Annotated in this window: 20 protein-coding genes, 1 pseudogene and 1 riboswitch; of the genes and pseudogenes, 15 read left to right on the top strand and 6 right to left on the bottom strand. The window is 47.7% G+C overall.

Annotation, left to right across the window (positions count from 1 at the left end; all coding sequences use genetic code 11):
- Positions 1-16: 16 nt before the first annotated feature.
- A pseudogene (locus tag HMPREF1863_RS03815) lies at positions 17-334 on the bottom strand (KilA-N domain-containing protein); the annotation flags it as partial.
- Between the two features lie 265 nt (positions 335-599).
- On the opposite strand from HMPREF1863_RS03815, the gene rplM reads away from it, so the two are divergent.
- From rplM to HMPREF1863_RS03800, 3 genes are all read left to right on the top strand, one after another.
- Complete coding sequence (gene rplM, locus HMPREF1863_RS03810; RefSeq protein ID WP_068367529.1) at positions 600-1,028, top strand: 50S ribosomal protein L13; 429 nt, start codon at positions 600-602, stop codon at positions 1,026-1,028.
- 16 nt (positions 1,029-1,044) lie between these two features.
- Positions 1,045-1,434 (top strand): 30S ribosomal protein S9, encoded by a 390-nt coding sequence (gene rpsI, locus HMPREF1863_RS03805; RefSeq protein WP_068367527.1) that lies wholly within the window; start codon positions 1,045-1,047, stop codon positions 1,432-1,434.
- Positions 1,435-1,569: 135 nt separating this feature from the next.
- Positions 1,570-2,310 carry an alpha/beta fold hydrolase gene (locus HMPREF1863_RS03800; RefSeq protein WP_068367525.1) on the top strand — a complete coding sequence of 247 codons (741 nt, stop codon included), beginning with the start codon at positions 1,570-1,572 and terminating at the stop codon, positions 2,308-2,310.
- Positions 2,311-2,363: 53 nt separating this feature from the next.
- Here the strand turns inward: HMPREF1863_RS03800 and HMPREF1863_RS03795 are convergent, their stop codons facing one another.
- Together HMPREF1863_RS03795 and HMPREF1863_RS03790 are read right to left on the bottom strand one after the other, a co-directional pair.
- Entirely contained in the window at positions 2,364-3,212 is an 849-nt protein-coding gene (locus tag HMPREF1863_RS03795) for a hypothetical protein (RefSeq protein ID WP_068367523.1), read from the bottom strand.
- Positions 3,196-3,744: an RNA polymerase sigma factor gene (locus tag HMPREF1863_RS03790; protein ID WP_068367521.1), complete on the bottom strand. Its 549-nt coding sequence runs from the start codon at positions 3,742-3,744 to the stop codon at positions 3,196-3,198. The genes HMPREF1863_RS03795 and HMPREF1863_RS03790 overlap by 17 nt, the downstream gene beginning before the upstream one ends.
- Positions 3,745-3,923: 179 nt before the next feature.
- Positions 3,924-4,038: riboswitch (FMN riboswitch) on the top strand.
- A gap of 71 nt (positions 4,039-4,109) precedes the next feature.
- Here HMPREF1863_RS03790 and ribD point away from each other — a divergent pair.
- The 6 genes from ribD to HMPREF1863_RS03760 all read left to right on the top strand — a co-directional run bounded on the left by ribD (position 4,110) and on the right by HMPREF1863_RS03760 (position 9,302).
- Positions 4,110-5,195 (top strand): bifunctional diaminohydroxyphosphoribosylaminopyrimidine deaminase/5-amino-6-(5-phosphoribosylamino)uracil reductase RibD, encoded by a 1,086-nt coding sequence (ribD, locus tag HMPREF1863_RS03785; protein ID WP_068367519.1) that lies wholly within the window; start codon positions 4,110-4,112, stop codon positions 5,193-5,195.
- Positions 5,180-5,818 carry a riboflavin synthase gene (locus HMPREF1863_RS03780; RefSeq protein ID WP_068367517.1) on the top strand — a complete coding sequence of 213 codons (639 nt, stop codon included), beginning with the start codon at positions 5,180-5,182 and terminating at the stop codon, positions 5,816-5,818. Before ribD ends, HMPREF1863_RS03780 begins: the two co-directional genes overlap by 16 nt.
- A 9-nt stretch (positions 5,819-5,827) precedes the next feature.
- Positions 5,828-7,063, top strand: coding sequence for a bifunctional 3,4-dihydroxy-2-butanone-4-phosphate synthase/GTP cyclohydrolase II (locus HMPREF1863_RS03775; protein ID WP_068367515.1), 1,236 nt, complete (start codon positions 5,828-5,830; stop codon positions 7,061-7,063).
- Entirely contained in the window at positions 7,063-7,530 is a 468-nt protein-coding gene (gene ribH, locus HMPREF1863_RS03770; RefSeq protein WP_068367513.1) for a 6,7-dimethyl-8-ribityllumazine synthase, read from the top strand. Before HMPREF1863_RS03775 ends, ribH begins: the two co-directional genes overlap by 1 nt.
- Before the next feature lie 132 nt (positions 7,531-7,662).
- The gene (locus HMPREF1863_RS03765) at positions 7,663-7,932 is read left to right on the top strand and encodes an ACT domain-containing protein (RefSeq protein ID WP_068367511.1); all 270 of its coding nucleotides are present in this window, start codon (positions 7,663-7,665) and stop codon (positions 7,930-7,932) included.
- An 11-nt stretch (positions 7,933-7,943) separates the two neighbouring features.
- Positions 7,944-9,302 carry a PFL family protein gene (locus HMPREF1863_RS03760; protein ID WP_068367509.1) on the top strand — a complete coding sequence of 453 codons (1,359 nt, stop codon included), beginning with the start codon at positions 7,944-7,946 and terminating at the stop codon, positions 9,300-9,302.
- A gap of 20 nt (positions 9,303-9,322) precedes the next feature.
- Here HMPREF1863_RS03760 and HMPREF1863_RS03755 read toward each other — a convergent pair whose 3' ends face one another.
- Complete coding sequence (locus HMPREF1863_RS03755) at positions 9,323-11,185, bottom strand: ATP-dependent helicase (RefSeq protein ID WP_068367507.1); 1,863 nt, start codon at positions 11,183-11,185, stop codon at positions 9,323-9,325.
- 103 nt (positions 11,186-11,288) lie between these two features.
- Between HMPREF1863_RS03755 and HMPREF1863_RS03750 the strand changes: the two genes are divergently transcribed.
- From HMPREF1863_RS03750 to HMPREF1863_RS03725, 6 genes are all read left to right on the top strand, one after another.
- Positions 11,289-11,828 carry a phosphatase PAP2 family protein gene (locus HMPREF1863_RS03750; RefSeq protein ID WP_068367505.1) on the top strand — a complete coding sequence of 180 codons (540 nt, stop codon included), beginning with the start codon at positions 11,289-11,291 and terminating at the stop codon, positions 11,826-11,828.
- Between the two features lie 17 nt (positions 11,829-11,845).
- On the top strand, positions 11,846-12,649 hold the full coding sequence (locus HMPREF1863_RS03745) for a nitroreductase family protein (RefSeq protein WP_068367503.1): 804 nt from the start codon (positions 11,846-11,848) through the stop codon (positions 12,647-12,649).
- Between the two features lie 100 nt (positions 12,650-12,749).
- Positions 12,750-14,804 (top strand): heavy metal translocating P-type ATPase, encoded by a 2,055-nt coding sequence (locus tag HMPREF1863_RS03740; RefSeq protein ID WP_068367501.1) that lies wholly within the window; start codon positions 12,750-12,752, stop codon positions 14,802-14,804.
- A 29-nt stretch (positions 14,805-14,833) separates the two neighbouring features.
- Entirely contained in the window at positions 14,834-15,727 is an 894-nt protein-coding gene (locus HMPREF1863_RS03735; RefSeq protein WP_068367499.1) for a tetratricopeptide repeat protein, read from the top strand.
- A complete protein-coding gene (map, locus tag HMPREF1863_RS03730; RefSeq protein ID WP_068367497.1) occupies positions 15,724-16,476 on the top strand; it encodes a type I methionyl aminopeptidase in 753 nt (250 codons plus the stop codon). Before HMPREF1863_RS03735 ends, map begins: the two co-directional genes overlap by 4 nt.
- Position 16,477: 1 nt before the next feature.
- On the top strand, positions 16,478-17,083 hold the full coding sequence (locus tag HMPREF1863_RS03725; protein WP_068367494.1) for a peptidylprolyl isomerase: 606 nt from the start codon (positions 16,478-16,480) through the stop codon (positions 17,081-17,083).
- A 50-nt stretch (positions 17,084-17,133) separates the two neighbouring features.
- Here the strand turns inward: HMPREF1863_RS03725 and HMPREF1863_RS03720 are convergent, their stop codons facing one another.
- Both HMPREF1863_RS03720 and HMPREF1863_RS03715 read right to left on the bottom strand, forming a co-directional pair.
- Positions 17,134-18,723 carry a hypothetical protein gene (locus HMPREF1863_RS03720; RefSeq protein WP_068367492.1) on the bottom strand — a complete coding sequence of 530 codons (1,590 nt, stop codon included), beginning with the start codon at positions 18,721-18,723 and terminating at the stop codon, positions 17,134-17,136.
- Positions 18,716-19,432, bottom strand: coding sequence for an ABC transporter ATP-binding protein (locus HMPREF1863_RS03715; RefSeq protein ID WP_068367491.1), 717 nt, complete (start codon positions 19,430-19,432; stop codon positions 18,716-18,718). Before HMPREF1863_RS03715 ends, HMPREF1863_RS03720 begins: the two co-directional genes overlap by 8 nt.
- Positions 19,433-19,478 lie beyond the last annotated feature (46 nt).

The raw sequence follows: 19,478 nt of genomic DNA, 5'->3' as shown, positions 1-19,478 counted from the left end.
AAACTAACAGTTATTATTACTTTCCTTCCCATCTTTTAATGCCGCTATCACCATGTTTTTGCAGTGACATTAATTGTGTTCTAGCAAGTTTTCTAAGTTTCATCATTCTTTCTTTTTGCTCCATACCTTTTCCAATAAGAATCGCATGATAGCTTTCCATATTGGCAAGTACAAGTAACTCATTCAGACTTGCATACTCTCTCATATTACCCTTTAACTCAGGATTTTCTTCACGCCACTGTTACGCTCTCTTGTTAAACAAGGCTACATTGAGCATATCTGCTTCACTTGTATACTTGTAAGACAACTGTTCGTTGGTAAGATCTTTTAAGAGAATTACTCCTTTATGCTGATGCACTGGTTACAATGTTTATTTTTGTAATAACTGTTCTAAGCAGCACACCAACTATTTGTTTTTTGAGCTTTAAATTTTGGTAGAAGTCTTGAACTCCTTATTTAACATAACTATTTGACTCTATTACTATTATGACACGAAACCCCTTGACAGATCGGGCATAATGACCTATACTAATTGCTAGTGTTTTAAAGCCCCGGAAACTTTTGAACATTGTCCCTTGTGATGAACAGGAGGTTTTCTAATGAAGACAACCATGGCGAAAGCCAATGAAGTAGATAGAAAATGGTACGTCATCGACGCAGAAGGCAAAGTCCTCGGTCGTTTAGCCACAGAAGTTGCTAATATTTTACGCGGTAAGAACAAGCCGATTTATACACCCCATGTGGATACGGGTGATTTCGTCATTGTAATTAACGCTGAAAAGGTAAAACTTACCGGCAACAAGTGGGATGACAAAATTCACGCTTACCACACCGGTTACCCGGGTGGACGTCGCGAAGTTGCTTATAGCGAAATTCGCGAAAAGCATCCCGAACGCGTTATCGAATACGCCGTAAAGGGTATGCTTCCCAAAAATCGTTTGGGTCGCTCCATGTTTACGAAGCTGAAAGTGTATGCAGGATCCGAGCATCCTCACGCAGCTCAACAACCGGAAAACTACGAAGTGTAAGGGAAGGGTGATTTAGATGGCAGAACAATATAGAGCAACAGGCAGAAGAAAAACATCGGTCGCTCAAGTTAGATTACTACCCGGCAGCGGCAAGTTCCTCGTTAACGGCAGAGAACTCGACGATTTCTTCGGTTATGAAACATTACGTATCGTCGCAAAAGAACCGCTAACCATTACCGAAACCGAAGGCGAATACGACGTACTCGTCAAAGTTAACGGCGGTGGCTACACCGGTCAAGCAGGCGCTATCCGCATGGGTCTTGCACGTGCATTACAAGACATGAACCCGGATTTCCGCCCCATCCTTAAAAAAGCAGGTTTCTTAACCCGCGATCCGAGAATGAAGGAAAGAAAGAAATACGGCTTGAAAAAAGCGCGTAAATCTCCCCAATTCTCCAAACGTTAAGATACAAAAATACCGCATCTTCGGATGCGGCTTTTTTATTGCAATAAAGTTTTTTCCGGTGGCGGTGCGGTATATATCCCTTAGAATCTAATGGCGGTAGAAGATGAAACGGGAACATAAGGGAAAGGGAAAGCTATGCATTATCAGAGCTATGGAAACAAAGAGAATAAGTCCCTCTTGTTTATTCACGGATTGGCGTCGTCGGCGACGTTATGTTTCGAACCCCTTCTTGAGTTTTTAAAAGACTATTATGTCATCTTGTGGGAATTGGAGGGGCACAGCGAGCATCAGCCCGGAGATTTCCTGTCTTTAAAGGCGAGTGTAGACGCTATCGAAGAGTTTATACTTAGCGAAATGGAGGGAGGGGTTTACGGCTTGTGCGGTTTTTCTATGGGGGCGACCATGGCGGTGGAATTGATCGGTCGCGGCAAGATTTCCGCCGAGCGACTTTTCATAGACGGTGCCGTCACCGTTCCCATGGGCTTAAAGGCCTTGCCGCTCACGCTGGTTTTTGCCACAGGGGTTCACAGAATGAAAAAGGGGAAGTGGATTCCCAAAGTGGCCATGGATCGCCTTATGGGAAAAGGCAACGACAGCGTCAGCGCCATGGTCTATCCGGGCGTATCGGATCGCTCGGTAAAAAATGCATGTCGAGATTTATACCGCTATACTATTCCCGAAGGGCTAAGGAGCTTTACGCATCCCGTGCTGAGCCTGCGGGGAAGTGAAGAACCCATTGCCGCCGAAAGCGAAAGATTGTTGCGGATGTACCTGCCTCATATGGAGACGAGAGTTTTCGACGGCAAGGGCCACGGCCAGTTTCTCTTCGAGGAGCCGAAAGCCTATGGGGACATTTTGCGCCGATTTTTGGAATAAATATTTTTTCCATAAGATTGATCTAAAAAACCGCCGGGTTGCCGGCGGTTATTTTATTTCAGCAGATGTAAGTCTTTTACCATGGCGATGAGCTCATCTTTGTTTGCGCCTTTTGCACTAATGGAGAGAAGCAAGCCGTCTCGTTCGAAGTCGGCGTTGTGGCCTTGGAGAATGACCTTTACGCCGTCTACGTTGACTTCGTCGATCTTGCCTTCGCCTCCGGTTTCATAGGCGGTTTCGGGGGAAGAGATTCGTTCGTGGAGGTAAATGGTCTTGCCGTTTTTCTCGTAAGTGAAGGTGACGTAATCGGAAAGCTTACCTGATTCGGCGTAAATTTCCGATTCCACGTAATGGTAGTTCGAGGAAAGAACGAGGGGATGGAAGCTTAATTTTTTGGCGATGTCATTAATCGGCGATTTGTCGCCTGTATCTTCTTTTTGTTCATCTTTGTACTCGAAGGTAACTTTGCCGGTGAGCTTATCGTAATCGATTGAAGATATTTCACGGCCGTCCTTTGAAAATATGGCGCGTTCTTCAGACAGAGGTTTGCAGTTTGTAATTTCCTTGCCGTCTTTGTCGAAGATTTTCCCTTTTAAATAATCGGGCAGATCCATTTTTTCCGGGTCGGCGGTAAATTTATCTTCATTGACGACGATGCGGCCGGAAGGGCTTGCAACACGTTTAACGGTTTCTACGATTTCTGAACCGAAACTCGTAAAGGGAAGGGTAAAGATGATAAGGGCGCAGGCAGCGGCGACGGCAGGTTTTCTATAGGATATTCTCTTTTTCTTTTTCATTTTAAGATGCACCTCTTCTTTGTCTTGTTTTGTGGATGAGTATAATTTTTTTAGCATGTCTTCCGTGGCTTCGGAAGACGGCGTAATATTACGTCGTTCCTTCATAATATGCCTCCATTTCCTTACGCAGTCGGTTGACTAAGCGGTGGATCATAACGCCTACGTGATTTGGGTTGGTGTGGATCAGTTCGGCGATGGTTTGATTGGATAATTCCGCGCCGAATTTATAACTGATTAACAGTTGATCGTCGGGCCTTAGTTTTTTCACGGCGCGGCGCAAGTATTCGATTTCCTCTCGCTCTTCTACAAGTTCTTCCGAACGCGCCACGGGATCGGGAACATCTTTTATAGCGGCGATGGGAAGCCACCGGAAGCGGTTGTTTTTTCGATAGTAATCTTTTACGTGATTGCCGGCGATGGAAAAGATCCATACGTCGAAAGAACCTTTTTCCGGCCGATAGGTGGGTAGCTTTTTATAAATCTTTAGAAAAATATCCGATGCCAGATCTTTCGCCACCTCTCGATTGCCTACGCGATACAGGGTAAATTGAAAGACGCGGTCGAAGTAACGATCGTAAATTGTGTCGAAGTCCAGGGCGTCGTCGAGAAAGGGATTGATTGTTTTCGTTTCATCCATTTGTGTCACCTCCTTTTCCCTTCACAAGTTAATACGCAGGAAGAGGGCATTTATTACAAGACAAATTGTTTTTTTATTGTATCCTTTCATAGGACGGAAAGTGAAGGGATATAAAATTCTTTACAGTGAATAAACTTCGTGCTATTATGTTCACAGGAAAACATTTCCTACAATTTAAGAATATTCTTCGGGGCGAGGTGTAAATCCTCACCGGTGGTGATAGTCCATGAGTCGCAAGATTGAATCGGTGAAATTCCGATACCGACGGTATAGTCCGGATGAAAGAAGAATGGAGACAACATAGGTTGTCTTTCTTTTGAATGGATCTCCGAAGCTAGGCTTCGGATTTTTTTATGGGAGGAATTATGGACGAATTTTACATGAAGCGCGCCCTCTCATTGGCAGAACGTGGACGAGGTTTGACGGGAACCAATCCCATGGTAGGGGCGGTTCTCGTAAAAGACGGGGAGATTATCGGGGAAGGATGGCATCACGGTTTCGGCGACGATCACGCCGAGGTGAATTGCCTGAAAAATGCGAAAGATTCTCCCAAGGGGGCGACGATTTACGTCAATCTGGAGCCTTGCAGTCATTACGGAAAAACCCCTCCCTGCGTTAAGACCATTATGAATGCAGGCATTACCCGCGTGGTCGTGGGAACGTTAGATCCGAATCCTCGCGTGGCGGGACGGGGCGTGCATATTTTGGAGCAGGCGGGGATCGACGTCATCGTCGGCGTGTTGGAAGACGATTGTCGCCAATTGAATCGCGCTTTTTTCTCCAGTATTTTAAAAAGGCGACCCTATGTGACGGCGAAATACGCCACCACCATCGACGGTAAAATCGCCACGAACACCGGCGAAAGCCAATGGATTACCGGGGAAGAGGCTCGTATGGACGGCCACATTCTTCGGGGACAGGTCGACGGGATTATGGTCGGCACGGGCACGGTCTTAGCCGACGATCCCAAGCTTTCCAATCGTAGCGGCGAAGGGGTTCAACCGACGCGCATTATATTGGATCGGCGGGGCATCATCGATGAAAACGCCAATGTTTACGACGGTTCCCAAAAAACCATTGTCTACACATCGGATATGGCGGAGGAAAAAGAAAAAATTCTCGCTTCTCGAGGTGTGACAGTGGAACGCATTCCCTCCGTCGACGGAAAGCTTCCCCTTGAAAAGGTGTTGGCCGATCTTTATGAAACGAAATTTATCGGCCACATTTTGGTGGAAGGGGGCGGCAAGCTTCACGGCAGTTTGATCGATGAGGGGCTTGTAGATGAATTTGTCCTTTATTTGGCGCCGACGATTTTCGGTGGCGGAAAGTCCGCCATCGAAGGAAAAGGTATCGAATCGTTAAGTGATCGAAGGGATTTCGAGATTACGAGCGTCCAACGATTAGGCAGGGATTTATGTATTCGAGGGGTGGTGCCATGTTCACGGGAATAGTTGAAGAAGTGGGCACGGTCGCTGCTCTTGAAAGGCGAGGGGAGAAAATTCTCCTCCGCGTCAAGGCGGATAGTGTCCTAGAAGATACTAAGATCGGCGACTCCATCGCGACAAACGGCGTTTGCCTGACGGTGACCTCTATGTCGGAAGGGAGTTTTACGGCGGATATGATGACGGTAACGGCGAAGAAATCCGCGCTGGATCAGTTGCGGCCGGGTAGTGCTGTGAATTTGGAACGGGCGCTCCTTCCCACGAGCCGCATGGGCGGACACATCGTCCAAGGCCATGTGGACACGGTCGGTAAGGTGCAAGGCATCGAACCTCACGAGGGAGGCTATCTCCTTCATATCGCCGTGGAAAAAAAGTGGGCGCCTTATTTTGTGGCTCAGGGTTCGGTAACGCTAAACGGCGTCAGCTTAACCATTGCCCGGGCCGGGGGAAATGATTTTTCCGTTTCCCTTATACCGGAAACCTTACGCTCTACCAATTTAGGCAAGCTGAAACCCGGCGACCCCATGACGGTGGAATTCGACATCGTAGGCAAGTATTTATTGAGACAACATGAAGTGGCGGAAGAAGCTTCCCCGCTGGATATGAATTTTTTAAGAAAGCATGGATTTTAGGAGGAAATTATGTGGAACACAATTGAAGAAGCAATCGACGCGCTGAAAGCAGGCAAGATGATCATTGCCGTGGATGCGGAAGACCGTGAAAATGAAGGGGACATGATCGTCGCCGCCGAAACCTGCACCACGGAGCAATTAAATGCCATGGCTACCTACGCCAAAGGGCTGATCTGTATGCCCATGAGCAAAAAAGAGGCGGATCGCCTGAACTTAAAGCCCATGGTTTATAAAAATACGGACAATCACGAAACGGCTTTTACCGTCACCATCGACCACGTGGACACCACCACGGGGATCAGTGCTGTGGAACGGGCATTCACCGCCAGAAAAACCGCCGATCCCAATTCGAAAGCCGAAGACTTCCGCCGCCCGGGCCATATGTTTCCTCTTATCGCCAAGCCCGGCGGGGTATTGGAGCGTGAAGGCCACACGGAAGGCACCGTGGATTTATTGCGCCTCGCCGGTTTAACGGAGGTGGGTCTTTGCTGTGAAATCATGGAAGACAATGGGGAAATGATGCAGCGGGACCGCATCTGCGAACTGGCAAAGGAATTAAACGTCCCCCTCATTAATATCGAGCTATTAAAAGAATACAGAAAGACCCACGATTGCCTTATCGAACGGGTAGCCGAAGCGGACATGCCAACGAAGTACGGCCATTTTAAAGCCGTAGGCTACAAAAACACCTTAAACGGCGAACACCATGTGGCCTTGGTAAAAGGCGACATTACGAAAGAAGATGCCGTATTAACGCGGGTTCACTCCGAGTGTTTAACGGGAGATGCCTTCGGTTCTATGCGCTGCGATTGCGGCGATCAATTGCAACGTGCCATGATGCAAGTGGAGGAAGAAGGCAATGGCATTGTCCTTTACATGCGTCAAGAGGGAAGAGGCATCGGTCTTTTGAATAAGCTCAAAGCCTACGCCCTTCAAGATCAAGGCATGGACACGGTGGAAGCCAATGTGGCTTTAGGCTTCCCGGAAGATGCTCGGGAATATTACATTGGCGCGCAAATTTTGAAAGATCTCGGCGTGACGAAAATGCGTCTGTTAACCAACAATCCCGACAAAGTGTATCACCTGGAACAATACGGCATGGAAATTGTCGAGCGGGTACCCATTGAAATTCAATCCCACGAAAACGACCACTTCTATTTGGAAACTAAAGCGAAGAAAATGAACCACTATTTACACGAATTCGGCTGCAACTGCCATGAACGTCAACGTAAGGAGGCAAAATAATGAACATTTTAGAAGGCATGCTGACAGGTAAGGATCGTAAATTCGCCATCGTCGTCAGTCGTTTTAACGACTTTATTACCTCGAAACTTGTGGATGGCGCCTTGGACTGCTTGCTTCGCCACGAAGTAAAAGATGAGGACATTACCCTGGTCAAGGTGCCGGGAGCATTTGAAATTCCCTTGGCGGCACAAAAACTCGCCGAGTCCAAACAATACGACGGCGTCATTTGTTTGGGTGCCGTGATTCGCGGCGCCACAACCCACTACGATTACGTGTGCAACGAAGTGTCCAAAGGCATTGCCAAGATCACCTTGGACACCGGCCTCCCCGTGGGCTTCGGCATCGTCACCACGGAAAACATTGAACAGGCCATCGAACGAGCCGGCACAAAGAGCGGCAACAAAGGCTACGACACCGCTATGAGTGTGCTTGAAATGGTCGATCTTTTCGGAGCTATGGAAAAATAATCGAATAGTGCAAAAGCCATTTGCCCCCATTCATCATCGAATGGGGGATTTTTTAATGAAGTATTTCACCAAAGAAATACATGAGCGCGTTAAAGCGTGTTATAATGTATCCAATTAAAAAGGAGGAATTCAATGAAAGCAGTTTTAAGCGTATTCGGAGTGGATCAAGTGGGCATCGTCGCCAAAGTGACCGCTCTTTTGGCGAAGCACGGGTTTAATATTTTAGACATTAGCCAAACCATTGTAGGAAATTACTTCACCATGATCGTCATTGTGGAACACGAAGACGACGGATTCGAACTGGAAGAAGTTGTAGAATCCTACACGGAACTCGGCGAATCCTTAGGGCTCGACATTCGCATGCAACACGCGGCGCTTTTTGACCGTATGCACCATATTTAGAAAGGATCAACGTGTTAAATCAATCGTCTATTCTCGAGACCATTCACATGCTCGAGCATGAAAATTTAGATATTCGCACTTCTACTTTGGCCATATCCCTTCTGGATTGCGTGTCGGAAGATGCCGATCGTGTAGCGGAAAAGGCCTATGAAAAAATTACCCGTCTTGGAAAAGACATCGTCAAAATCGCCGATACCGTCGGCGCAAAATACGGCGTATCCATTGTCAACAAACGTATTTCCGTAACGCCCGTTTCCCTTCTTTTGCCCAACGGTTCTTCGGAGGATTTTATTAAAATTGCGAAAGCCTTGGATAAGGCGGCTATTGAAATCGGCGTGGATTTCGTCGGCGGTTTTTCCGCCCTCGTCCACAGCGGCATGACGCCTGCTGAGGAAAATTTAATTCGCGCCATTCCCGAAGCCTTGGCGACGACGGAAAAAGTGTGTGCTTCCGTTAACGTAGGCAGCACGAAATCCGGCCTCAATATGAATGCAGTGGCTTTAATGGGCGAGATGATTAAAGAAGCGGCATCTCTTTCGAAAGATGCGGATTCCATTGCCTGCGCCAAGCTCGTCGTCTTTGCCAATGCCGTCGAGGACAATCCCTTTATGGCAGGCGCTTTTCACGGCGTAGGCCTCGCCGATCACGTGCTTCACGTGGGGATCTCAGGCCCGGGCGTCGTCAAGACCGCTCTGGAACAATATAAGGATCGCCCCTTCGAAGAGATCGCCCAAGTAATCAGTGAAATGACTTTTAAAATTACCCGCATGGGCGAGCTCATCGGAAGTGAAATTGCCGAACGACTCCATGCACCCTTCGGTACCATCGATTTATCCCTCGCCCCCACACCTGCCGTCGGCGACAGTGTGGCGCGGATTTTGGAAGAAATCGGCATCGGCACAGTAGGCGGCCACGGCACCACGGCGGCCCTCGCCATGTTAAACGACGCCGTGAAAAAAGGCGGCATTAACGCCTCTTCTCACGTCGGTGGGCTGAGTGGCGCCTTCATTCCCGTGTCGGAAGATGAAGGCATGATCGAAGCGGCTTTTTCGGGAGCGCTGACGGTGGACAAATTGGAAGCCATGACCTGTGTTTGCTCCGTAGGCCTCGACATGATCGCCATTCCCGGCGACACGCCCCACGCCACCATCGCCGCCATGATTGCCGATGAGGCCATGGTGGGCATTATCAACAACAAGACGACGGCAGTGCGCGTCATCCCCGTGTACGGAAAAGATGTCGGGGAAGGGGCGGTCTTCGGCGGTCTTCTCGGCGAAGCGCCCATTATGCCCGTTCATCGAAACGACTGCACGCGATTTGCCGCAAGAGGGGGATTTATTCCCGCGCCGATTCACAGTTTCAAAAATTAAGGCACAAAAAAACCGGTACGCTACCGGTTTTTTCTTTGCTTTAAAATATCCTCCTGCGCCCACGTGAAAAAGACGGAAGGGGAAAGGGGCTCCCGATCCACGGATTTCGTGCGGAGAAAATAGAGTCTGTTTTTTGCCCGCGTCATGCCTACGTAAAAAAGTCTGCGCTCTTCTTCCAGGGCTTCCCGCGCTTCTTCTGTGGTAAGATCACCGGAAGGCTCTGCGGGAATGGCATCGTCGTTTAAGTCGATGAGAAACACCGTGTCGAATTCCAAACCTTTGGCGCCGTGGAGGGTGGAAAGCACGAGCCCCTTTTCTCCCGGCGCGCCGCCGCGAAGTAAGCGATCCACGGTTTTAAGCCTTCCCATAAATTCGGCATAGGTTTTGCTCTTTCCGGCGATGTACTTCGCGTAATAGAGAATGCGCATGGAAGTCGTCTTCGAGGAGCCGAAGGTGGCGGCGTGGTTTTCGATATAGTCCTCGTACTCCAAATCTTTTTGAATAAAGCGGAAGCCTTCTCGCGGCGGAAGAGTTTTTAAATAATGGAAATCCCGTTTGAGTGCCTTTAGATCCCTGCGCATATAATCGGGAAGTTTCATTTCCAAAAGGGAATCGAAGACGGAAAGGCGCACGCCTTTTTTGGAAAGGTCGGCGATCATTTTTTTGGAAATGTAGCCGTGGATTTTATAGTAAAAATCGGAAAATGCTTCTACATCCGACGGATCTTGGGCGAAAGTGTAAATGGCCATTAAATCCTTCATGACCCAGTGGTTGAAAAATTTCAATCCGCCTCGCCGCGTGGAAAAGGACATCCCTTCCCGTTCCAAACATTCCACAAGGCCGATGGCGGATACGTGATTGCGATATAAAATCGCCACGTCTCCCAGGTTGTTTTCCCGAATTTCGGAGAGAATAAAGCGGTATTCCTTGTCTAAATTGTTAAGGGTCAAGGCGCGGATCTCGGGACCCTGTGGATGAACGGCCACCGGCGTTTTCTCGTAGCGGTCTTTATTTTTTGCGATAAAGCGGCTGCTCATGGCCACGATGTTTTCCGCCGATCGGAAATTTTTGGAAAGATAATAGGTTTTAAGGCTCGGATAGCGGCGGGGAAGGGCCATAAGCTCTTTAAAATCCGCTCCGCGAAAGCCGTAAATGGATTGGTCGTCGTCGGCGACGATAAAGAGATTGCCGTGGGGGCGAATGACGCCGTCGATAATTTCCAGTTGCCCCTTGGACGTATCCTGACCCTCGTCGACTTGAACATAATCGTATGTTTTTTGAATGCTGCGCAAAAGGGCGGGATCGCTTTTAAAAATGTCGAGGCAGAGGGTGATCATATCGTCGAAATCGATCCAATGCTTTTCTTTTTTTATGTCTTCGTAGCCCTTATAAAATTTTAAAAACAAAGGCGATTTCGCTTCCTGATCAAAGCGGGCAGGGTCGATCATTTTATTTTTGACATAACTGATTTCGCCGATAAGGGTTTCGATCTGATCGTCGTTGGGGCTTCGGGTCAAATAACTTTTCCAAAGGTCACTTAATATTCGCCATTTATTGACGTGGCGATTGGATTCGATCAAAGTATAGACTTTGCCGCTGCGCCTTTCGTAGTTTTTAATCACCGAGTAACAGAAACTGTGGATAGTGGAAAAAGGCGGGCGATCCCCTTCGCCGAAGAGAGTTTCGTAGCGTACGGCTAAATCCTTCGCCGAGGACTTGGAAAAGGTTATGGTGAGTATTTTATTTTTATCCACGCCCTTATCGATGAGCCGCTTCGTGCGGGATAGGAGCATGGTGGTTTTGCCGCTTCCCGGCACGGCCAATACCAATGCCGGTCCGTCATCGTGGCCCATGGCGCGCATTTGTTCATCCGTAAGTTGCATCGTTACCTCCGAGAGAGTATAAAATTTCTTCTTTGAAATAGCCTTTTCAATAGGAAATACATAGTATATAATGATGGGAGTAGGTATGTACAGGATGGTGAAGATGAAAAATCCATTTAAAGCTTTTGATGAATATTTGATGGATGGTATCAACAGGAAATTAAAGAACCCCTATTGCGATGTGTTTTTCTTTTATTATACCAATATTGCGGGGCCACGGTTTCTTGTCGCCTTATCTGTTGTCATGTTGATATTTGGAAAACGATTGATCGGCGGGGCCGCTTATGAAATGGTTCTGGCTCTCGTCCTCAGCACGCTCGCGGCGCAGCTTTTAAAGCGGGTCATTAGCCGCAGCAGACCCTATTGGGTGATGAAAAATCTCAACACTTACGGCATCGACTTAACGGATTATTCCTTTCCATCGGGGCACACGACGGCCGCTTTTACCGTCGCTACCACCTTTTCACTTTATTTTCCCAAAATCGCCGCCCTTTGTTTTATTATGGCAATCCTCGTGGCGATTTCAAGAACATATCTAGCTGTGCACTATCCCACCGATGTTTTGGCGGGCGTAATAATAGGCATTGGTGTCGCTTATGTTGTACATATATATGTTTATGACGCCGTAGCAAACTGGATCTGACAGAGGAGGAAGATATTATGGTCATGACAAATTTCTTACAAAAAAGACGCACGGTACGCGAATTCGCTCCGACAAAATTATCTAAATTGGAAATGGAATGGTTACGCGATACTTTAGATAAAATCGAAGGAGAATCCAAAGATAACGACGTAAGCTTCGCCCTTTACGAAGACGGCCAATCCGTAGCCAAAAATTTGGACGGCAAGGCAGGTTACGGTGGCGTAATGATCAAAGCGCCTTACTACATCGCCCTTCGCGCAAAAAGCCACGAAAAAGAAGAACTTATTCGCACCGGTTACTACCTTGAAAAGGTAAATACCGCTTTAATCGAAAAGAATTTCGGTACGTGCTGGCTCACCACCATTCAAGTGAACAAAGATTTAAAACGTGCCGTATTCGGCGAAGACGGCGAATTTGTCGATTACATTATCGGTTTCGGCAAACCGGAAGAACAAGATGTATTTTCTGAAGATCGGGTAAGCCCCCGTTTCAGCGTAAGAGAATTGGTCTTTAAAAATCATTTGGATACCCCTGCCGATTTAACGGAATTGGAAAACTACGGTCTATTCGATTTATTCTCTTCCATTCGCTTCGCACCGAGCCACATTAACGCTCAACCTTGGCGCTTCCTCTTAAAAGATGACGGCAACGTCGTCCTCTACATGGACAAGAGCAAAGGCGTGAAGAGCTACGTGGATATTGGCGTGGTAATGTACTATTTCGAAGCCATGCTCGAAAGCACGGGAACCCACAAAACCTGGAGCCTGATCGAAGGTGCCGATGTAGGCAACTTAGAACCCGTCGCCACGATTTCGATTTAAATCTTACGAGAGCGCCTTCGGGCGTTCTTTTTTTGTTGACAAAAGAGACGTGAGAGCATACACTAAATATGAACAGATAAACATATGAATAGGAGGGAATGTGTTGACGTCTTATTATTTAAAAAATTTGGGCTGCCCGAATTGTGGCTCCAAAATTGAAAAGCGTATTCAAGAGTTGCCTTATGTGAAGAAAGCAAGTCTTGATTTTATTTCAAAGCAATTGGTCGTAGAAGGTGAATCGGCCAATATGCTCGAGGATTTTCAAAAGATCGCCACCTCCATTGAAAACGGCGTGGAGGTTGTAGAAGCGCAAAGGGAAGAAACGGAAGAAGAAGGTTCTGTAAAAAAAGAAATTCTCACCATTGGTATTCTTATTGCGCTAACCGCATTGAGTTCAACATTTTTAGAAGGAAAATGGGAGACCGTCGTTACCGGCCTGATCCTACTCGTCGCCGGTAAAGAAGTTTTCTTCAACGCCTTTAACGGTCTTCGAAGCGGCGAAGTTTTCGATGAAAACCTGCTGATGACCATCGCCTCCGTGGCTGCCTTTTATATTGGCGAGCACACGGAAGCTCTCGGCGTCTTGTTATTCTATCGCCTCGGAGAAGCATTACAGGATGCGGCAGTCGATCGTTCCATCGAATCGATTCAGGAGCTTTTGAAGCGTGATGTTGAAACAGCCCATCTCTTAAAAGATGGAGAAGTGGTAGAAGTCGAAGCGGAAGATTTAGCCGTAGGCGATCACATTATTTTGCGGGCAGGGGATGTTCTCGCAGCCGACGGAAAGATTTTCCACGGGGAAGGCCATATTTCAAACCAACACATGACCGGCGAATCTACGCCGATTGCCGTCGGTGAAGGGGATGCTTTATTGGCCGGCGCCATGGCATTAGACGGAGCTTACGAAGTCATCGTTACCAAAATTGCCGGCGAATCCACCATGGCCAAAATCGAGGGGCTCGTCGCCGATGCGCGCCTCAATAAAGGCAAGACGGAAGCTTGGATTACTCGCTTTGCGGCAAAATACACGCCCATCGTCGTGGCATTTGCCCTTATCGTCGCCGTCGTACCTCCTTTAATGGGCATGGGTAGCTGGGATCATTGGGTTTATAAAGCCTGTGCCTTTTTAATCATCAGCTGTCCCTGCGCCCTCGTACTCTCCGTACCCCTTACCATGTTTGCAAGTATCGGTAGAGCGTCGAGAGACGGTATTTTTATTAAAGGCGCCGAAGCGGTGGAAATTCTTTCGGAAACCGACGCCATCGCCTTCGATAAGACGGGAACCCTTACGGACGGGAAATTTGCCGTATCAAAAGTTGAAACCATCGGCATCGATGAAAAAAGCCTCTTAACTTTAGCCGCTACGGCGGAACAATATTCCAATCACCCTATCGCTCAATCTCTTTTCGCCAAGGCGAAACCTGAAGGGGAAATTAAAGGCTACAGAGAAATTTCAGGGAAAGGTATTACCTGCACTATCGACGGAAAAGAAGTCGCCGTAGGCAATCGCGCCCTATTAGATTCATTGGGAATACATGATCCATTGGAACCCATTGCCATGACGACGGTGTATGTGGTACGGGAAGGCGTCCTCTTGGGTCGCATCGCCTTTACGGATTCCGTGAAAAGCGGCGTGCAAAGGGCTCTGAAAATCATGAAGCGTTATCTTAAAACCTATATGTTCTCCGGCGATAAAAAGGAATTAGTGGAAAGAGTCGGCGGCGAATTGGGCATCGACGAAACTTACGGCGGCCTCCTTCCCGAAGAAAAAGTGAGCGCCATGGACCGCGCGTTGGCGGCTAACCACAAAGTGGCTTATGTAGGCGACGGCATTAACGACGCGCCGGTTCTCGCCAAGAGCGATGTGGGCATCGCCATGGGAACGGGCGGCGCAGACATGGCCATCGAAAGTGCCGACATCGTCATTTTAGGAGACGACATCGGTAAATTGCCCTTCCTCTTCGGCCTTTCTAAAAAAACTCGCCGCATCAGCTTTATAAATATCGCTTTGGCCCTAATTATTAAACTGATCGTCGTCATCTTGAGCATGGCGGGGATCGGAAATTTATGGCTTGCCGTCTTTGCAGACGTAGGCGTCTCCCTTATTTGCGTGCTGATCGCCATGAGTCTTCTTCGCTATAAAGGAGAGAAATAATTGTGATATAATGTTTCCGGGAGGCGGATATGTCCGGCAAATGGAAAAATTATCACATTTTAAGCGACAATTTATTGGAACAAGGCCACATTCAAAAGGCCATCGAACTTTTAAATAAAGCCCTCATCTTCGCGCCCGATAAAGACAGCCGGGTGGAAACCTATTTTTCTCTTGCCGATCTTTATTGGCAACAAGGCGATCTGGAATCGGCGGAAGATACTTTTGAAAAAATTCGCGCGTTGGGAGAGTATCCCGGCGCCGATTACGCACTCGGTGTTTTACTGGAAGAAAGCGGAAGGGATCGGGAGGCCATGGCCTATTTGGAATCGGCTGTGGCAAAAGATCCCGCCTACGAAAGTGCCTGTTATGAATTGGCGCTTTTGTACGATCGTTTCGGGTATAAAGACGATGCGTTGGAACTCTTTTTAAGATGTGCCAAACTCGTTCCCGAAAACGGCGTGGTGTTTTCCGATATTGCCTCGATTTACGAGGAGCGGAAGGAATACGAAAAGGCATTGCCCTTAGCACAAAAGGCCGTGCAACTTTCGCCTACGTACAGCATCGGTTATTATAATTTAGGCGTGATCTATCAAAAGACGGGCTGGGACGAAAAAGCTCTGGAAGCCTATAAAGAGTCTCTTGTTTATGATAAAGATTATGCGCCGACGTATTTAAATATGTCGGCGATTTATTTGCGCGGCGATCGCATTTGGGATGCCATCGCCATTTTAACGAGAGGTATCGCCCTGGATTTAGGAAGCGTGAATCTATTTTACAATCGCGCCTGCAGTTACATGCGACTCGGCAAACGAGATGAGGCGATTTCCGATTTAAAAGAAGCCATCGCTTTAAACGGCGACGCCAAAATGTGGGCGTCGCGAGATGAGGATTTACAGGAAATTGTCCGGGAGGTTGACAGTTGATTATTATAAAAACAAAACAAGAAATCGAAAAAATGCAAATTGCAGCAGATTTGCTCGTAAAAGTACACCGCGCCCTTCGCGACGAAGTAAAGCCCGGTGTGACCACTTTGGAATTGGATCGGTTTGTGGAAAAATTTATTACCGATCGGGGCGGCTATCCGGAGCAAAAAGGCTATCAGGGATTTCCCTACAGCATTTGTGCATCGGTCAACGATGAAATTTGCCACGGCTTTCCGTCGAATCGAAAATTAAAAGACGGCGATCTCTTAACCATCGATATGGTGGTCAATGTAGACGGCTATTTGGCCGATTCCGCTTGGAGCTATGCCGTTGGAAATATTAGCGACGAAGCCAAAAAACTAATGGATGTGACAAAGGAATGTCTTTACCGCTCCATTGCGCTCGTAAAGCCCGGGGTTCGCTTAGGAGATATTGGCCACGCCATTCAAACCTATGCGGAAGCCAACGGTTTTTCCGTGGTACGGGATTTCGTAGGCCACGGCATTGGTACCAATATGCACGAAGATCCCCAAGTCCTTCACTACGGCAAACCGGGGCGCGGCATCCGATTGGAAGAAGGCATGGTCTTTACCATCGAGCCCATGATTAATGCAGGAGATTGGCCCATTAAAATGGACGATAACGGATGGACGGCACGTACCCGTGACGGTTCCCTTTCCTGCCAATATGAACACACCCTCGCCGTAACAGCAGACGGTGTCATCGTCTTAACGGAACAAGGAGAATAAAATGTTAAAACAATTGGAAGCGCCCCAAGCGGGCGACAAAATGGCGAAGCTTTCCACCACAAAAGGCGACATCGTCTTGCGCCTTTTTCCCGAAGCGGCGCCGAAGACAGTTGAAAATTTTACGACGTTAATCGATCGCGGTTACTATGACGGCATTATTTTTCACCGCGTCATTCCCGATTTCATGATTCAAGGCGGCGACCCTACAGGCACCGGCCGAGGCGGCGAAAGTATTTGGGGCGAACGCTTCGAGGATGAATTCCACAAAGATTACCGCAACATTGTGGGCGCTCTTTCCATGGCCAACGCCGGCCCCAACACCAACGGCAGTCAATTTTTCATCGTTCACGGCCCGACGGTCGCCGACGATATTATCGAACAAATGGAAGCTGCCGGAGAGCGTTTAGGCTATAGCCGAGATGTTATCGACGGCTACAAGGAAAAAGGCGGTGCCTTTTGGCTCGACGGAAAACACACCGTCTTCGGTCAAGTGGTCGAAGGAATGGATGTAGTGGATGCCATTGCCGCTGCCGAACGAAACAGTATGGATAGACCGGATGAGGATATTGTCATCGAACGGGCCCAAACCTATACATTTGAAGGATAAGAAAAACCACGTTGAGCAAAAAACTCAGCGTGGTTTTTTCATGGAAAGATTTAAATGTGATAGATTTTCAAATTCTTCGTCAGAAGAAACAGAATGATGTCGGCGATTATAAGGAGTGCCGTAATAATCCCCGCGTATAAAAGGGGATAGGTCGTCATAATCGTCATGCCGACGAAAATAATGAGGGCGCTTACGCCGATATTGCCGAAGGCGGAAAAGAAAGCCTGTTTTGAATTTTTCGCAAATTCCTGAGGCGTGGTCCAGGTGTAGTTGGCGAACTTCCAGTCGAAGAGAAGTCCGACGGCGTTGTTGAAAATAATATAAGCTACGGGGCCTAAAAAATAGAGAATCATGTAGCGGGGATCCGGCGACAAAATCGCCATGGCCACAATAAAACTCAGTGTATAGAGTGGAATGAGGATGACCAAATAGGCCAAGAGTTTTCCGAAAAAGACCATGCGCCCCGTAAGGGGAAGGGTGTAGGTTAAATAAGCGGATTTACCTTCCAAACTAAAACTGTAGCCCGCCACATTCATGACGCCGGCAAGGGAAAGCAAAATGAGGAAGAGGGCGGCATAAGGTGGCACATAGTGTTGTTCGTACAAGAAATCCGTAAAGCCGTCGTGAATGACGGGCACGAGGAGGAGAAGGCAGAGGATAAGGGGCATGAGAGCACCGAAAAAGGTATTCATGGCCACGGTGGAATTATCCCAGTAAAGTTTGAGCTCCTTTGTAATCAAGGCTGCGATTCTGGATTTAGGTTTTAAATCTTTTTGCGCCATCACTTTCTTGCTGCCTCGACTTTCCATGGTTTCGGCGATGGCGAAGAAGTGACTTGCCATGTAGCGCACAAACAAAAGTAAAAGCGCGAGGGCGACGAGCATGGGAATAGGGGCAAGGAAAATATGCTTTTCCAAAATAAAGGACATGATGCGAAAGGCCGTCGGCAGAGAACGGAAGAAGATTAAAAATCGCGCTATATCTTTAAAATTATTGGCGATTTCATAGTAATACACCATCATGATCCCGGCGAAGAGGATGACCTTTACAAGGGTCTTTACGATTTTCGGCGTGCGGAAACGGCGATTGGCGCGGGTAAACAGGGTGCGCAGAAAATAACCTAAACACTCGCCGATCACTTCCGCCGAAAGAAAGAGCAAGAACAAAATAAGAGTCTTAATCAATGAGCCGGTGGACAGAAAGCAAATGCCCAAAGAGCCGAGAGAAAAGGCGACGATCATGGGAATGCCTACGATCCAGGAGCCGATAAATTTCGATAAAATAATGGTTTTCGTTTCGATAGGTTGGGACCATAAAGTGGATTGATCGAAACGGTGGAAAAAGGTATTTTTCATTTGAAAAAATGCCAGGAAAAAAACGGCGACAAATAAAATGCCCACGGTGATGTCCGCCGTCGATATAAGATCGAACCGCTGAACAAGTTCAGAAACGGAAAATTCTTCTCCTTTGGGCATGGTGGAAATGATGCCGGAGGAGCCGAAAAGGGGGAGAAGGGCACCTAGGCCGAAGATGCCCCAAAGGCTCATAATGTAGACGAAAATGCCAAAGGCTTTTTGCTTGCCCCCTTTAAATTGAGCAAAAATACGGCTGATTTCCAAATGGATCAGGGTCTTAAGCATGGTCTTGCATCCTTTCCACAAAGAGATCTTCCAAACTTCCCTTGGCGAGTACTTCCTGTGTGGAACCGAAATAGACTAAGCGTCCTTCGCGGATAATGGCGACTTTATTGCATAATTTTTCCGCCACTTCCAAAACGTGGGTTGAGAATAAAATGGTCGTGTCGCAATCTTCTGCCATACGCTTAAAATGTTCGCGAATTTTTTTCGTCGCCAAGGGATCTAAGCCGACGAAGGGTTCGTCTAAGACGATGAGTTTCGGGTCGTGTAAAAGGGCGCCGATGAGGGCGAGTTTTTGCTGCATGCCGTGGCTGTAAGATTCAATAGGCTCGCCGAGACGATTGTGGATGTCGAAATCTTTCGAGAGCGTGTCGATGCCCCTTTTTCGCGTATCGTAGTCTAACTCAAAAATATCGGCGATGAAATTTAAATAGTCGATTCCCCGCATAAAAGTATAAAGCTCCGGATTATCGGGAACGTAACTGTAAATGCGTTTTGCTTCCATAGGCTCCGTTTCGATATTGTGGCCGTCGATGGTAATGGTGCCGGAATCAAAGGGGATAAGACCCAAGGCGGATTTTATAGTCGTAGTTTTACCGGCGCCGTTGGAGCCGATAAAGGCGCAAATATCGCCGGGATCCAGAGAAAAACTAATATCGAAAAGAACTTGTTTTTTGCCGTAAAATTTTGAAAGATGATCGATATGTAACATGGCAGCTCCTTTGTCGTAGGTTCAGTATCTACATTCATTATACAGA

Source organism: Aedoeadaptatus coxii, assembly GCF_001553115.1.
GTDB classification, from domain to species: Bacteria; Bacillota; Clostridia; order Tissierellales; family Peptoniphilaceae; genus Aedoeadaptatus; species Aedoeadaptatus coxii.
The sequence above is the reverse complement of the archived record's forward strand: the minus strand, read 5'-3'. Positions and strand labels throughout refer to the sequence as shown.

Excerpts from the sequence above, each read along its gene's own strand:
- rplM (WP_068367529.1), top strand. The coding sequence starts at position 600 with ATGAAGACAACCATGGCGAAAGCCAATGAAGTAGATAGAAAATGGTAC.
- rpsI (WP_068367527.1), top strand. The coding sequence starts at position 1,045 with ATGGCAGAACAATATAGAGCAACAGGCAGAAGAAAAACATCGGTCGCT.
- HMPREF1863_RS03800 (WP_068367525.1), top strand. The coding sequence starts at position 1,570 with ATGCATTATCAGAGCTATGGAAACAAAGAGAATAAGTCCCTCTTGTTT.
- HMPREF1863_RS03795 (WP_068367523.1), bottom strand. The coding sequence starts at position 3,212 with ATGAAGGAACGACGTAATATTACGCCGTCTTCCGAAGCCACGGAAGAC.
- HMPREF1863_RS03790 (WP_068367521.1), bottom strand. The coding sequence starts at position 3,744 with ATGGATGAAACGAAAACAATCAATCCCTTTCTCGACGACGCCCTGGAC.
- ribD (WP_068367519.1), top strand. The coding sequence starts at position 4,110 with ATGGACGAATTTTACATGAAGCGCGCCCTCTCATTGGCAGAACGTGGA.
- HMPREF1863_RS03780 (WP_068367517.1), top strand. The coding sequence starts at position 5,180 with ATGTTCACGGGAATAGTTGAAGAAGTGGGCACGGTCGCTGCTCTTGAA.
- HMPREF1863_RS03775 (WP_068367515.1), top strand. The coding sequence starts at position 5,828 with ATGTGGAACACAATTGAAGAAGCAATCGACGCGCTGAAAGCAGGCAAG.
- ribH (WP_068367513.1), top strand. The coding sequence starts at position 7,063 with ATGAACATTTTAGAAGGCATGCTGACAGGTAAGGATCGTAAATTCGCC.
- HMPREF1863_RS03765 (WP_068367511.1), top strand. The coding sequence starts at position 7,663 with ATGAAAGCAGTTTTAAGCGTATTCGGAGTGGATCAAGTGGGCATCGTC.
- HMPREF1863_RS03755 (WP_068367507.1), bottom strand. The coding sequence starts at position 11,185 with ATGCAACTTACGGATGAACAAATGCGCGCCATGGGCCACGATGACGGA.
- HMPREF1863_RS03750 (WP_068367505.1), top strand. The coding sequence starts at position 11,289 with ATGAAAAATCCATTTAAAGCTTTTGATGAATATTTGATGGATGGTATC.
- HMPREF1863_RS03745 (WP_068367503.1), top strand. The coding sequence starts at position 11,846 with ATGGTCATGACAAATTTCTTACAAAAAAGACGCACGGTACGCGAATTC.
- HMPREF1863_RS03735 (WP_068367499.1), top strand. The coding sequence starts at position 14,834 with ATGTCCGGCAAATGGAAAAATTATCACATTTTAAGCGACAATTTATTG.
- HMPREF1863_RS03725 (WP_068367494.1), top strand. The coding sequence starts at position 16,478 with ATGTTAAAACAATTGGAAGCGCCCCAAGCGGGCGACAAAATGGCGAAG.
- HMPREF1863_RS03720 (WP_068367492.1), bottom strand. The coding sequence starts at position 18,723 with ATGCTTAAGACCCTGATCCATTTGGAAATCAGCCGTATTTTTGCTCAA.
- HMPREF1863_RS03715 (WP_068367491.1), bottom strand. The coding sequence starts at position 19,432 with ATGTTACATATCGATCATCTTTCAAAATTTTACGGCAAAAAACAAGTT.